General features: G+C 71.3%; 16 protein-coding genes. 7 read left to right on the top strand and 9 right to left on the bottom strand.

The window, feature by feature from the left end:
* Nucleotides 1-14: 14 nt before the first annotated feature.
* Nucleotides 15-1,049 carry an SIS domain-containing protein gene (locus BLV39_RS16640; protein ID WP_090792869.1) on the bottom strand — a complete coding sequence of 345 codons (1,035 nt, stop codon included), beginning with the start codon at nucleotides 1,047-1,049 and terminating at the stop codon, nucleotides 15-17.
* A gap of 152 nt (nucleotides 1,050-1,201) precedes the next feature.
* Nucleotides 1,202-2,806, bottom strand: a complete 1,605-nt coding sequence (locus tag BLV39_RS16635) for an MDR family MFS transporter (protein ID WP_090792866.1) — start codon at nucleotides 2,804-2,806, stop codon at nucleotides 1,202-1,204.
* Between the two features lie 113 nt (nucleotides 2,807-2,919).
* On the opposite strand from BLV39_RS16635, the gene BLV39_RS16630 reads away from it, so the two are divergent.
* Nucleotides 2,920-3,474, top strand: a complete 555-nt coding sequence (locus tag BLV39_RS16630) for a TetR/AcrR family transcriptional regulator (RefSeq protein ID WP_090792863.1) — start codon at nucleotides 2,920-2,922, stop codon at nucleotides 3,472-3,474.
* Here the strand turns inward: BLV39_RS16630 and BLV39_RS16625 are convergent.
* Together BLV39_RS16625 and BLV39_RS16620 are read right to left on the bottom strand one after the other, a co-directional pair.
* Nucleotides 3,464-3,961 carry a GNAT family N-acetyltransferase gene (locus BLV39_RS16625; protein ID WP_090792859.1) on the bottom strand — a complete coding sequence of 166 codons (498 nt, stop codon included), beginning with the start codon at nucleotides 3,959-3,961 and terminating at the stop codon, nucleotides 3,464-3,466. The genes BLV39_RS16630 and BLV39_RS16625 overlap by 11 nt on opposite strands.
* Complete coding sequence (locus BLV39_RS16620) at nucleotides 3,958-4,173, bottom strand: biotin/lipoyl-binding carrier protein (protein ID WP_090797416.1); 216 nt, start codon at nucleotides 4,171-4,173, stop codon at nucleotides 3,958-3,960. Before BLV39_RS16620 ends, BLV39_RS16625 begins: the two co-directional genes overlap by 4 nt.
* A gap of 132 nt (nucleotides 4,174-4,305) precedes the next feature.
* Between BLV39_RS16620 and BLV39_RS45115 the strand changes: the two genes are divergently transcribed.
* Nucleotides 4,306-4,380, top strand: coding sequence for a 50S ribosomal protein bL37 (locus BLV39_RS45115; protein WP_369814844.1), 75 nt, complete (start codon nucleotides 4,306-4,308; stop codon nucleotides 4,378-4,380).
* A gap of 42 nt (nucleotides 4,381-4,422) precedes the next feature.
* Here the strand turns inward: BLV39_RS45115 and rsrA are convergent, their stop codons facing one another.
* From rsrA to BLV39_RS16595, 5 genes are all read right to left on the bottom strand, one after another.
* Nucleotides 4,423-4,683, bottom strand: a complete 261-nt coding sequence (rsrA, locus tag BLV39_RS16615; RefSeq protein ID WP_090792856.1) for a mycothiol system anti-sigma-R factor — start codon at nucleotides 4,681-4,683, stop codon at nucleotides 4,423-4,425.
* Nucleotides 4,684-4,689: 6 nt separating this feature from the next.
* Nucleotides 4,690-5,502 carry a sigma-70 family RNA polymerase sigma factor gene (locus BLV39_RS16610; RefSeq protein WP_275414255.1) on the bottom strand — a complete coding sequence of 271 codons (813 nt, stop codon included), beginning with the start codon at nucleotides 5,500-5,502 and terminating at the stop codon, nucleotides 4,690-4,692.
* 217 nt (nucleotides 5,503-5,719) lie between these two features.
* Complete coding sequence (locus BLV39_RS16605; RefSeq protein ID WP_090792854.1) at nucleotides 5,720-6,334, bottom strand: alpha/beta hydrolase family protein; 615 nt, start codon at nucleotides 6,332-6,334, stop codon at nucleotides 5,720-5,722.
* 30 nt (nucleotides 6,335-6,364) lie between these two features.
* Nucleotides 6,365-6,754 carry a WhiB family transcriptional regulator gene (locus tag BLV39_RS16600; RefSeq protein ID WP_090792851.1) on the bottom strand — a complete coding sequence of 130 codons (390 nt, stop codon included), beginning with the start codon at nucleotides 6,752-6,754 and terminating at the stop codon, nucleotides 6,365-6,367.
* Nucleotides 6,755-6,983: 229 nt separating this feature from the next.
* Nucleotides 6,984-7,697 carry an SOS response-associated peptidase gene (locus BLV39_RS16595; protein WP_090792847.1) on the bottom strand — a complete coding sequence of 238 codons (714 nt, stop codon included), beginning with the start codon at nucleotides 7,695-7,697 and terminating at the stop codon, nucleotides 6,984-6,986.
* A 45-nt stretch (nucleotides 7,698-7,742) separates the two neighbouring features.
* Here BLV39_RS16595 and aroA point away from each other — a divergent pair, with 45 nt between their 5' ends.
* From aroA to BLV39_RS16570, 5 genes are all read left to right on the top strand, one after another.
* Nucleotides 7,743-9,074, top strand: coding sequence for a 3-phosphoshikimate 1-carboxyvinyltransferase (gene aroA, locus BLV39_RS16590; RefSeq protein ID WP_090792844.1), 1,332 nt, complete (start codon nucleotides 7,743-7,745; stop codon nucleotides 9,072-9,074).
* A 12-nt stretch (nucleotides 9,075-9,086) separates the two neighbouring features.
* Nucleotides 9,087-10,103 carry a ribosome small subunit-dependent GTPase A gene (gene rsgA / locus BLV39_RS16585; RefSeq protein WP_090792841.1) on the top strand — a complete coding sequence of 339 codons (1,017 nt, stop codon included), beginning with the start codon at nucleotides 9,087-9,089 and terminating at the stop codon, nucleotides 10,101-10,103.
* A gap of 11 nt (nucleotides 10,104-10,114) precedes the next feature.
* Nucleotides 10,115-10,909, top strand: a complete 795-nt coding sequence (gene hisN, locus BLV39_RS16580; RefSeq protein WP_090792839.1) for a histidinol-phosphatase — start codon at nucleotides 10,115-10,117, stop codon at nucleotides 10,907-10,909.
* A 161-nt stretch (nucleotides 10,910-11,070) separates the two neighbouring features.
* A complete protein-coding gene (locus BLV39_RS16575) occupies nucleotides 11,071-12,033 on the top strand; it encodes a DMT family protein (RefSeq protein ID WP_239083617.1) in 963 nt (320 codons plus the stop codon).
* A 73-nt stretch (nucleotides 12,034-12,106) separates the two neighbouring features.
* A complete protein-coding gene (locus BLV39_RS16570; protein WP_090792836.1) occupies nucleotides 12,107-12,985 on the top strand; it encodes an SDR family NAD(P)-dependent oxidoreductase in 879 nt (292 codons plus the stop codon).
* The last annotated feature ends 25 nt before the right edge of the window (nucleotides 12,986-13,010 follow it).

Raw genomic sequence — 13,010 nt, 5'->3', positions numbered from 1 at the left:
CACGCCCTCGACCTCTAGAGCGTGCTGGTCACCTTGGCCAGGCCGCGCGGTGCGTCGGGGTCCTCGCCGCGGGCCAGCGCCAGGGCCAGGGCCAGGCGTTGCAGCGGGAGGATGTCGAGCAGCGGGGCGAAGCGCTCGTCGACCTCGGGCACGGCGAGCCGGGCGGTGGCGCCGGGCACGTCGGCCGGGCCGACGGTCACGACGTCGGCGCGGCGCTCGTCGAGGCGGGTGAGCACCTCGCGCATGGCGGCTCCGCCGGGGCCGGCGCCGACCACGGCCAGCACCGGGACGTCGGGGTCGGCCAGGGCGAGCGGGCCGTGCAGCAGGTCGGCGCCCGAGAACGACAGGGCCGGCAGGTAGGAGGTCTCCATCAGCTTGAGGGCGGCCTCGCGGGCGGTCGGGTAGGCGTAGCCACGGCCGGTGGTGACCAGCCGGGCCGCGAACCGGTAGCGCGGCGCCAGGTCGGGCGCCGTCGGGTCGGCCAGGGCCGTCTCGGCCAGGGCGGGCAGTGCGGCGAGGGCACGCAGCTCGTCGGCCGGCACCGCCCCCGTGCCGCCGCGGATGCCCTCGACCAGCATCAGCAGGGCGAGCAGCTCGGCGGTGTAGGTCTTGGTGGCGGCGACGGCCCGCTCGTGCCCCGCCGCGACGTCGATGTGCAACTCGGCCGCGCCGGCCAGGGCCGAGTCGGGGTTGTTGGTGATCGCGAGGGTGAGCGCGCCGGTCTCCCGGGCCACTCGGACCACCTCGGTCAGGTCGGGCGAGCCGCCGCTCTGGCTGACCCCGACGACCAGCGCGTCGGACAGGTCGGGGCGGGCGCCGAAGACCGTGACCGCGCTCGGCGAGGCCAACCCGGCGGGCAGCCCCAGCCGGATCTCGGCGAGGTACGCACCGAAGAGCGCCGCGTGGTCGGACGTGCCGCGCGCGGTGAACACGACGTGCCTCGGCCGCCGCTCGATGATCGCGGCCGCGACGGCCGCGATGGGGCCGGCGTGTGCCGGCTCCAGCAGCCCGGCGTACACCCCCGGCTGCTCGGCGATGTCCGCGGCCATCCCTGCGCCCGGCGTACCCATGTGTGCCTCCCCTGCGCGATCCCTGCTCGATTCTGCACGGAACTCCTGTTTATCGCAACGTTCCGATCAGCAACCCCACACCGAACACAGAACGCCCCCGGATCGCTCCGGGGGCGTTCCGAACAGCTTCCTCAGTCGGCGATGGCCTCGGCCTTGGCCAGGGCCACCTCGGCGTCGTCGGCCGGGGTCTCCTTCTTGTCGCCCGACACCGGCTGGTCGCTGGAGCCGCGCAACGGGATCTCCTTGACGAACCAGGCCAGGACCGGCACCAGGATCACGATCACCGCCGCCCAGACGAACACGTACGCGATCGAGTCGGCCAGGCCGCTCATCACGCCGTCGCGGATCTGGGCGGGCAGGTTCTGGAGGGCGGTCGGGTTGACGCCCGCGCCCCCGCCGTCGCCCGCCAGGGCCGCGCCGGCCGGCGACTTCGCCAGGTGGTGCACGAAGAGCGCGCCGAAGAGGGCGATGCCGATCGAGCCGCCGATGGAGCGAAAGAAGGTGGCGGCGCCGCTGCCCGCACCGAGGTCCTTCTGCTCGACGCTGTTCTGCGCGATCAGCATCGAGGTCTGCATCAGGAAGCCCATGCCGACGCCGAGCACGACCATGTAGAGCGAGAGCACCGTTTTCGTGGTAGCGGCGTTGATCGTGGACAGCAGGATCATGCCGCCGAGCAGGGCCACGCCGCCGAGGATCGGGAAGATCCGGTAGCGGCCGGTCTTGGTGATGACCCGGCCGGTGATCACGGAGACGACCAGCATGCCGAACATCAGCGGCAACAGCAGCAGGCCGCTGTTGGTCGCCGAGGCGCCCTGCACGGTCTGCTGGAACAGCGGCAGGAAGTTCATCGCGCCGAACATCGCGAAGCCGAGCAGGAAGCCGACCCCGGAGATCAGGGCGAAGTTGCGGTTGAAGAACAGGTGCAGCGGCAGGATCGGCTCCGGCGCGCGGCGCTCGACGAAGCCGAACGTCACCAGCGACGCCAGCGTCAGCACGCCGAGGCCGAGGATCTGCGGCGAGGCCCAGTCGTACTCGTTGCCGCCCCAGGTGGTGATCAGCACGAGCGCGGTGATGCCGACGGACAGCAGCGCGGCGCCGAGGTAGTCGATCCGGTGCTCGGTGCGGTAGCGCGGCAGGTGCATCCGGGTGGCCAGGACCACCAGGGCCAGGCCGCCGAGGGGCAGGTTGACGTAGAACGCCCAGCGCCACGACAGGTTGTCGGTGATGAACCCGCCGACCAGCGGGCCGGCGACCATCGCGATCGCCATGATGCCGGCGATCATGCCCTGGTAGCGGCCGCGCTCGCGGGGCGGCACCAGGTCGCCGATGATCGCCATGACGCCGACCATCAGGCCGCCGGCGCCGAGGCCCTGGACGGCCCGGAACGCGATGAGCTCGAGCATGCCGTCGCCGGGGCCGCCGAGCATCGCGGAGCCGGCCATTCCGCACAGCGCCGAGCCGATCAGGAAGATAATGATCGACGTCAGGAAAATGGATTTGCGTCCGTAGAGGTCGCCGAGCTTGCCCCAGATCGGCGTCAAGACGGTCGTTCCGAGCACGTAGGCGGTGACGACCCAGGTGAAATGGTCGATGCCCCCGAACTCGCTGACGATGCGTGGCAACGCCGTGCTGACGATCATGTTGTCGAGCATCGCGAGCATCATCGCGATCATCAGACCTGCGAGAATGCCTCGGATCTTCTGTGGCGCGATGGCTTGTGGCGCGACGGTGGTCATTGGGTACGCCCCCCAGCGTGATGGGACTTACTTGCCGCCCGGCTAGTTGAACTTACTAGCCGCACGGTAAGCTGCGAACTGACCGGTCGTCAAGCTAGTTAGGGAGACAAAGGGTGGCCGAGAGCACGCGAGGCCGGATCCAGGCCGTCGCGCTCGAGCTCTTCACGGAGAACGGGTACGAGAAAACCTCGCTCCGGGAGATCGCCGAGCGGCTCGGAGTGACCAAGGCCGCCCTCTACTACCACTTCAAGAGCAAGGAAGAGATCGTCTCCAGCTTCAGCGAGGACCGGCTGGCCCGGCTCGACGAGCTGATCGCGTGGGGCGAGGCCCAGCCGCCGAAACCGGAGCGGCGGCAGGAGCTGCTGTCCCGCTACGCGGACGAGTTCTTCGCGAGCAATCACCCATCGGTGATGCGGTTCTACGAACAGAACCAGACGGTCGCCAAGACCATGTCTTCCGGCATGGACATGCGTGACCGGATGCTCCGGGTGGCTTCCCTGATGGCCGACGACGTCGACGACCCGGCCGAACAGCTCCGCGCGGCGCTGGCCCTGTTCGCGGTGCACGGGAGCTGGTTCGCGATAAGGCAGGACATCCCGCTCGAAGAGCGCAAGCGGGTCGCGCTCGACGTGGCCGAGGACCTGTGGCGGCCGCGGATCAGCCCGTGAGCGGCAGCCGGAGCGCCTCGAGGTCGACGCCCGGGAAGGGCGACCAGTCGCGCTCGGGCACGCGGACGAAGCCGAGCCGGGCGTAGAGGCGCTTGGCCGGCTCGGAGAAGCTGCGCACGCAGATCACGACGGCCTGGCAACCGAGCGCCGTCGCCCGCTCCAGGCAGGCCCGCACCAGCGCCTCGCCCGCGCCGCGGCCCTGGGCGGCCGGGTCGACGGCGAGCATCCGGAACTCGGCCTCACCGGGGCCGGACAGCTCCGCGTACTCGGTGCCGGGCAGCACGAAGGTGACCGAGCCGAGCACCTGGCCGGACTCGTCGACGGCGACCAGCAGCACGCCGGCCTCGGCGCGGGTCTCCACGTCGGCCAGCTTCTTGTCGTAACCGTGGTCACCGGCGAGCTGGCCGTCTTCGCGGTAGGCGTCGACCGTGAACCGGGCGACCGCCGGGAAGTCGGCCGGCGTCGCCGGGCGGATCAGCAGCGTCATTCGATGACGGCGATCAGGTCGCCCTCCTGGACGACGTCGCCCTCGTTGACGGCGAGCTGCGCCAGCGTCCCGCCGGACTCGGCGATGACCGGGATCTCCATCTTCATCGACTCGAGGATGACCAGCGTGTCGCCCTCCGCGATGGTGTCGCCCGTCGCCGCGACGACCTTCCACACGTTCGCCACCATCTCGGCGCGGATCTCGTCAGCCATCGCGTGGTCCTCCCTGCCGGCACCTCGCGGCACCTCGCCGGGCCGCGTCAGCATCCAACCATGCGCCGGGCGTCGGTGCCCGCCTGGCGGGCCGACTACGATCGTCGGGTCACTTGAGGGACGGAGGTCGACATGGCGAAGAAGAGCCGCAAGAAGAAGGCACGTAAGAAGAGCGCCGCCAACCACGGCAAGCGCCCAAACAGCTAACAAAGCCAGCGTCGCCGGCCCTGAAGGGCCGGCGACGAGCTTTTATACGTCGGTGCGTAGCTCCGAGAGCTTGCCGCGCAGGCGGGCCACGAGCTCGGTCGGTGCGGTCTCGTTGCCGCAGCAGCGGGCGACCAGCGCCTTGACCTCCTGCTCGATGCCGTATTCGCGCAGGCACGGGTGGCACTCGTCGAGGTGCTCGCGAATCAGCTCGCGGCGCTCGTCGGCGCATTCGAGGTCGAGGTAGAGATAGACCTCTTCGAGCACTTCGCTGCAGTCGGTCTCGTGGGGGTTACCGCAACTCACGGTTCCTCACACCTCCTGGCGGGCAGCGGCGGCATCACCCGAAGGAGTGCGGGTGAAACCTCGATCCGCAGCGTAGCGCTCCAGCAAGTTGCGCAGGTTCCGCCGACCGCGGTGAAGTCGCGACATGACCGTACCGATCGGCGTGTTCATGATGTCGGCGATCTCCTTGTACGAGAAACCCTCGACATCAGCCAGGTAGACGGCCAGTCGGAACTCCTCCGGCAACTGCTGCAGCGCGTTCTTCACGTCGCTGTCCGGCAGCCGGTCGAGCGCCTCGGTCTCCGCCGAGCGCAGCCCGCTCGAGGTGTGCGACTCCGCGCTGGCGAGCTGCCAGTCGGTGATCTCCTCGGTCGGTGACTGGATGGGCTGGCGCTGCCGCCGGCGGTAAGAGTTGATGTAGGTGTTGGTGAGGATCCGGTAGAGCCACGCCTTGAGGTTCGTGCCTTCCTCGAACTGGTGGAAGGCGGCGTAGGCCTTGAGGAACGTCTCCTGGACCAGGTCCTCGGCGTCGGCCGGGTTGCGGGTCATCCGCAGGGCCGCGGCGTAGAGCTGGTCGACAAAAGGCAGCGCGTCCCGCTCGAAACGGGCCCGCCGCTCGTCGGTGGGCTCCTCGATTCGGGTCTTCTCCGGCTGCGTCAAGCGCACGTCCCCCCTCAACTGTTCCGCCGAGGATACGCGGCGCGCGCTCCCGACAGTCTCAGTTGCAGGTTGGTTGCCCCGGATCAGGCCGTGAGTAACGTCGCTCGCCGGCCATTGCGGTGCGGACAAAAGTGCCCGGAACCGGCCAGTCTCGCGGTTGTCCCGCGTAGCTGCTCGCACTGGGAAGAGCCCCCTCGCCGTCTTTTCGCGTCCGACGGCTGTAACAAGGGCGGGTTCCTGCGAATTCCCCTGATCAACCCACTGGCCCCGGGGACAGAATCCCCGGGACCAGGTGGGCCTGGGAGGTTGATGCGGACCGGGGGGTCCGCGGACTCGTGGAGGGAGTCCCCAGGGCATGCCTGGCTCACTAAGTGCAACGAGTCACTCACGGCACGGGTTACGGATTGGCCCAGCCCTTGCCCCGCAGCCACTCCACCACCAGCAGACCCAGCCCGCGCGGATCGCCCCGCAGGTCGTGGCGCTGGCCGGGTCGGACCGCGACCTCGACCCCGGACGACGCGTCGGGCACGCCGAACGGGTCCCGGTCGCCGTTGACGACCAGCGTGGGCACGCCGGTGAGCAGCTCGCCGGCCCGGGACCGCTCCGGGCGCCCCGGGGGGTGCAACGGGAAGGCCAGGCAGACGATGCCGGCCGCGCCGAGCGCGACCGAGGTGCGGCAGGCGACCCGGGCCCCGCTGGACCGGCCGCCGACCACCAGCGGTGGCGGGTCGGGGTAGCCCTTGACGATCTCATGCACCACCGCCGACCAGGCAGCGTCGAGCTGCGCCGCGGGAGCCGGCGCCCGGCGGCCGGCGACCCGATAGGGCTGGGTCACCCGGACCACCGTGACGCCGGCAGCCAGCGCGGCGCGGCGGACAGCCATCAGGTCAGGCGCCTCGACGCCACCACCCGCGCCGTGCCCGAGGATGAGCAGTGCCGCCGGCCGGCCGGTGGCCTCGTCGGTTTCGGTGACGGCCGGACCGTGCGGTGTCGCGATCTGTGTGACCCCCATGGCCCCATTGTGCTGGCCAGGAGGCCCAGGTCAGCTGACCGGCACCAGTTCGAGCGAAAGGTCCCGCATCGGTGGCCCCGAGTCGATCGTCTCGGCGCCGCGGGTGAGCTGACCGCGCCAGGCGACCAGCATCGCCCGCCGCTCGCGCGGCGTGGTGCCGCCCCAGACGCCGTGGCAGTCGCCGACCTCCAGTGCCCACGCCAGGCACGCGCCCTGCACGTCGCAGGTGCGGCAGAGCGCGATCGCGGTGTCGGCCGGCTCGCTCGGTGCCGGAAAGAATGTCTCTGGATCGACGGTTTGGCATAGGCCGCGCGTGCGCCAAGCCTCGTCGAGCTGTCGTTCGGCCGAGGCGCGCAGCAGTCGTGGATCACGACGTGCGGCGGCGACCTCATGCGGGCGTGGCATTCGCGCCCGTGTCATCAACAACCCACCTCCCCCGTGGGGCCGGCTTTCCGCTGCATGGCAACGGAAGATCAAGGACCAATGGGTGTCGTCGCCCGGTGCGAGAAGGCACCCATTGCCGGCGCTGTGTTCTATCGCACTCGTGACGGCGGAGACAAGGGTTTGCAACGAACCTGCGGAAAGTCGGCTGCAAGAAATCGATACAAGGTTTACAGAAAGGGAAAAATCAACCGCTATAAATCGATGATCAAAAGAGGGTCAGTTCGACCGGTTCATCGCGCGGTGCGGCCAATGCGGGTGCCGCCACGGGGGCGACCAGACCGGGGCCGTCGTTGCGCACATCGCCGACGCCGGCACCGACCGGGCGGATCTCGATGCCGGCCAGCGTCGCGTCGCTCGGCGGGGCCAGCAGGTCGGCCGGCTCGCCGCCGCCGGCCAGCCACGCCTCCCAGCGGTCGGGCGCGAGCACGAGCGGCATCCGGGTGTGCACGAGCGCCAGGTCGCCCAGCGCCGGCATGGTCACGATGCTGGAGGTGAGCAGCTTCTGGTCGCCCCACGCGGCCCAGAGGCCACCGAACACCACGGGTTCCGGCGCCGTCATGAAATAGGCCTGCTTGCCGCCGCCCGGCTGGCGCACCCACTCGTACCAGCCGTCGGCCGGAATCAGGCAGCGTCGGCCGGCGAACGCCCGCGCGTACGCCGGGGTGGTGGCGACCGTCTCCGCCCGCGCGTTGATCATGCGGGCGGCGCCCTTGGTGTCGCCCGCCCAACTCGGCACCAGCCCCCAGCGGGCCACGGAGAGCGTCCGGCCGCCCAACCGTGCGGACATCCGGACCACGGGCACCGGGTCGGTCGGCGCGACGTTGTAGTCGATCACCAGACCGTCGCGGGTGTCGTCGAAAGCCTCGAAGAGCGCACTGAGGTCCGGCGCGTCTTTCGTGGTCGCGTACCGCCCGCACATGCCCGTCACGCTAGCGCACAGCGTCCCGGCACGCGGGAGTGCCGAATGTCGATCGCGGGTTCGGGCCCCGGGCAGGTCAGACTGGAGTACGTGGCCAACCCCGCGCACGTGCCGTGGACCCCGCCGACCGCCGCCGAGCCGGTCGCCGCGACCGTCCAGTTGCCCGGCTCCAAGTCGATGACCGCCCGCGCGCTGGTGCTCAGCTCCATCGGGGTCGGCCCGTCGACGCTAGCCCGCCCGCTGCGCGCACGTGACACGGAGATGATGGCCGGCGGGCTGCGCGCGATGGGCGTCAGCGTCTCGACGGTCGACGACGAGCGCTGGGTGGTCCGACCCGGCACGTTGCAGGGTCCGGCGCACGTCGACGTCGGCCAGGCCGGCACGGTGCTGCGGTTCATGCCGGCGCTCGCCGGACTGGCGCAGGGCCCGGTCACCTTCGACGGCGACCCGTCGGTCCGGCAGCGCCCGCTGCGCCCGCTGATCGACGCCCTGCGCTCGCTCGGCGTGAGCATCGACACCGCGCCCAGCGGCGGCCTGCCGCTGACCGTGCGGGGCACCGGCCGGGTCACCGGTGGCGAGGTGGTGCTCGACGCGTCCGCCTCCAGCCAACTCGTCTCCGGCCTGCTGCTGGCCGCGCCCGATTTCGACCGTGGCGTCGTGGTGCGCCACGTCGGCCCGGCGATGCCGTCGGCGCCGCACGTCCGGATGACCGTGCAGATGCTGCGCGCCGCTGGCGCCGGGATCGACGACTCGGTCCGCGACGTCTGGTCGGTCGAGCCCGGCAAGCTGACCGGGCGGGGCTGGACGATCGAGCCCGACCTGTCCGGTGCCATGCCGTTCTTCGCCGCCGCGCTGGTCACCGGCGGCTCGGTGACCCTGCTCGGCTGGCCGCGCAGCAGCGCCCAGCCGGTCGAGCGGTTGCGCGCGCTGCTGGGCCAGATGGGCGGCGAAGTAACCCTCGGCACGCAGGGGCTGACCGTGCGGGGCACCGGCGTGGTGCACGGCCTCGACGCCGACCTGTCCGAGGTGGGCGAGATGACCCCGGTGCTGGCCGCGCTCAGCGCACTGGCCGACTCGCCGTCTCGGCTGCGCGGCATCGGTCACATCCGCGGCCACGAGACGGACCGGCTGACCGCGCTGGCCCGCGAGCTGAGCGCGCTCGGCGCGTCCGTCACCGACACCGCCGACGACCTGGAGATCACGCCCCGGCCGCTGCGTGGCGGCGTGTTCCACACCTACGACGACCACCGGATGGCGCACGCCGGCGCCGTGGTCGGTCTGGTGGTGCCGGGGATCGAGCTCGACGACGTGGCATGCACCTCGAAGACCATGCCGGACTTCCCGGCACTATGGTCAGCGATGGTGACCGGCAAGTAGGAGGAGAAGGCGCTGGCGGGCAAGAAGCGGGAGTACGACGAGGACGACGTCCGGGTGCGCCCGGGCCGCTCGTCGCGCCCGCGCACCCGGACCCGCCCCAAACACGACGACGCGATCGAGGGCTTCGTGAGCGCGGTCGACCGTGGCCGCTACGCCGTCGAGGTCGACGGGGGCCAGCCGGTGACCGCGATGCGCGCCCGCGAGCTGGGCCGCAAGTCGGTGGTGGTGGGCGATCGGGTCTCCCTGGTCGGCGACACCACCGGGGCCGCCGGCGCGCTGGCCCGGATCGTCCGGATCACCGAGCGCAAGTCGGTGTTGCGCCGCACCGCCGATGACGACGACAGCACGCCCGAGGGGCGCCTGGAACGGGTCGTCGTCGCCAACGCCGACCAGCTCGTCATCGTCAGCTCGCTGTCCGATCCCCCGCCGCGCACGGGCTTCATCGACCGGTGCCTGGTCGCCGCGTACGACGCCGACATCGAGCCGTTGCTCTGCCTCACCAAGGCCGACCTGGCCGGCCCGGCCGAGGTTCTCGACTACTACGCCGAGCTCGACCTGCCGCACGTGCTGGTGCGCCCGGACTCCGACCTCGCCGAACTGCGCGAGCGGCTGGCCGGGCAGGTGTCGGTCATGGTCGGTCACTCGGGGGTGGGCAAGTCGACCTTGGTCAACCGGCTCGTCCCGGACGCCGACCGCGCGGTCGGCGTGGTCAGCGCGATCGGCCGCGGCCGGCACACCTCCACCAGCGCGGTGGCGCTCCCGCTGCCCGGCGAAACCGGTTGGATCATCGACACGCCTGGCGTACGCAGCTTCGGGCTCGCCCACGTCTCGGCGGACAGCCTGTTGCACGGCTTCCCTGACCTGGTCGAGGGCACGGTCGAGTGCCGGCCCAACTGCGAGCACACCCCCAACGACAACGACTGCGCGCTCGACGCCTGGGTCATGGCCGGGAACGCCGACCCGCGCCGCCTCGCCTCGTACCGCCGCCTCCTCGCCTCCCGCGCCGGCGACGAGACCGAAAACCAGTAGCCTTTGCTGCCATGGCCCCCCGGTATGCGGATGACCTTTCGCTCGCCCACGTTCTCGCCGACACCGCGGACAAGATCTCGATGGACCGGTTCCGGGCCCTCGACCTCCGGGTCGAGTCCAAGCCCGACCTGACACCGGTCTCCGACGCCGACCAGGCCGTGGAACGGGCGTTGCGGGCCACCCTCGGCCGCACCCGGCCGCGGGACAGCGTGCTCGGCGAGGAGTACGGCGCGACCCAGGCACCCGCCGGCCCGGGCCATCGGCAGTGGGTGATCGACCCGATCGACGGCACCAAGAACTACATCCGCGGCGTGCCGATCTGGGCGACGCTGATCGCGCTCATGGAAGGCGACCAGCCGGTGGTCGGCCTGGTCTCCGCACCGGCGCTGGGCCGGCGTTGGTGGGCCGCGCTCGGTCACGGCGCGTTCGCCGGCCGGCACACCGCCGCGGCGACACCCATCCGGGTATCCGGTGTACGCCGGATCGGTGACGCGAGTTTCTGCTACTCGAGCCTGCCCGGCTGGGAGGAGACCGGCCGGCTGGAGCCGATGCTCGACCTGATCAGGCAGAGCTGGCGGAGCCGGGCGTACGGCGACTTCTACGGCTACATGCTCCTCGCCGAGGGTGCCGTCGACGTGATGGTCGAGCCGGAGCTCTCGCTCTGGGACGTGGCGGCGCTGATCCCGATCGTCACCGAGGCCGGTGGCACCTTCACCGACCTGAGCGGCCAGCCGGGTCCGTCAGGTGGGAGCGCCGTGGCCACCAACGGAAAAATTCACGAAGAGGTGCTTACCCGCTTGAGCTGACAGTGTGTCGCATTTCATAAGCCGGTATTTGACCTGTGGTTTTGATCGCAACACGCGGTGTAGCCGCAGGTTAGCCAGTTCGGCCGGTCGCCAAGCGGATCCGCAGAAACCTCCGTTACTGTGCGCGGGTGCTGTCCACCAGTTGGGGCTTCCTCGCGGCGATGATCATCGCCTATGGCGTCGCCAACCTCCTCCAGTCGGTCGCGGCATCCCGGACGAAGCTGCACACCTCCTGCAACCCCAAGCTGCTGGTCCGGCTGGCGAGCCACCGCATCTACCTGTACGGCCTCAGCTTCCAGATCTTCGGCTTCATGCTGGCCTTCGTCGCCCGCCGCGACCTGCCGCTGTTCCTCGTGCAGGCGGCCGCGTCCGCGGGCCTGGGCGTGACCGCCCTCTGCGGTGTGCTGATCCTCCGGTGGAAGCTGCCGAAGGCCGAGGTGGGCCTGCTGACCCTGCTCTTCGCGGGCCTCTTCGCCCTGGTCATCTCGGCCAAACCCGCGCCGGCACACTCGATCGGCTCCGGCGGCCTGTTCGCGCTGCTCATCTGGCTCGCCGTCATCGCGGTGATCGGCGTCTTCGCCGCCCGGATGCACGGCGCACCCGGCTCGGTCGCCCTCGGCTCGCTGGCGGGCATGGCGTTCTCCGCCGCCGCCGTCGCCGGCCGCCCGCTGGCCTCCAGCCACTCGATCACCGAGTTCGTCTCCAGCCCGCTGTTGTACGTGCTGATCGGCGCCTCACTGCTCGGCCAACTGCTGCTCGGCCTGGCCATGCAGCGCGGCTCGACGACCGCGTCGGTCGCCTCGATGGACGCCGCCGGCGCCGTGCCCGCCGCCGCGATCGGCCTGCTGTTCCTCGGCGACAAGATCCACCCCGGCCGGGAGTGGGTAGCCGCACTCGGCTTCTTCATCACCCTGGCCGCGGTGATCGGCCTGACCCGGTACGCGGAGCCGCAGCACCACCACGCGACGGCCGAACCCGGCCCGCGTGCCCTGACCGCCGGCCCCCGCGCGCTCAAGGCCCGGGCGCTGGCCGCCCGGCACGTGGCGGCCGACGCCGCGCGCACGGTCGTGGCCCGGCCGATGCCAGCGGGCCCACCCCCCAGTTCCGGACCCCGCGGACGATAGATCCCCGCGGTGGCTCGAACCGGACGGCAAACCGGTTCGCATGATGCCGCCCACTACGGGGTAACGGACGTGTATGGCACTGTCCCGCCCGTTCGCCCAAGCGGTGGTCGTGATCACCGGTGCATCAAGTGGCACCGGCACGGCGACGGCGCTGGAGGTGGCGCGCAACGGCGGAACGGTGGTGCTGGCCGCCCGGGGCGAGCAGGCGCTGGACGCGGTCGCCGAGCGCTGCCGGGCGTTCGGCGCGCGAACGGCCGTCCTGCCCACCGACGTGACCGACCCGGTCGCCGTCGAGCGCCTGGCGGAGAACGCGGTCGCGATCTTCGGGCGGCTCGACGCCTGGATCAACAACGCGACCACCGGGGCGGTAGGGCTCTTCGAGGAGATCCCGCTGGCCCAGCTCCGCCGGGTCATCGAGGTCAACCTGCTCGGCGCCGCCTACGGAATGCGCGCCGCGCTGCCCCACCTGCGCGCGTCCGGCGGCGGGGTGCTGATCAACAACGCGTCGGCGCTGGCCGCCATCGCGATGCCGTACCAGTCGATCTACAACGCCGCGAAGCAGGGCGTCCGAGGCCTCGCCGACACCGTCCGCCAAGAGCTGCGGGTAACCGGAGAACGCCGGATCGCCATCTGCACGGTCCTGCCGGCCGGCACCGCGGCACCGGTCCGCCGGTACGCCGCCGGCCGACGCATCGCGCCGCCACCGCCGGTCCAGCCACCGGAGGTGGCGGCCCACACCATCGTGCGGTTGCTGACCAGGCCACGCCGCGAGGCGTACGCCGGTGGTGCGGCCGCACTGCTGCGCGTCACCTGGCGCCCGCCACCCCTGGCGACCGAGGCCCGGCGCAGCACGACGTTGCGCGTATCCGCCATGCTCGGCCTCGCCGCCGGCACCGCCGCGGGCACCATCGCCGCCGTCACCCGCCGCAACGCCCGGAGCCGGCGATGGTGACAAAGGCTCGTGACTCGCGCGGGCG

The organism is Asanoa ishikariensis (assembly GCF_900107455.1).
GTDB lineage: Bacteria > Actinomycetota > Actinomycetes > Mycobacteriales > Micromonosporaceae > Asanoa > Asanoa ishikariensis.
The sequence above is the reverse complement of the archived record's forward strand: the minus strand, read 5'-3'. Positions and strand labels throughout refer to the sequence as shown.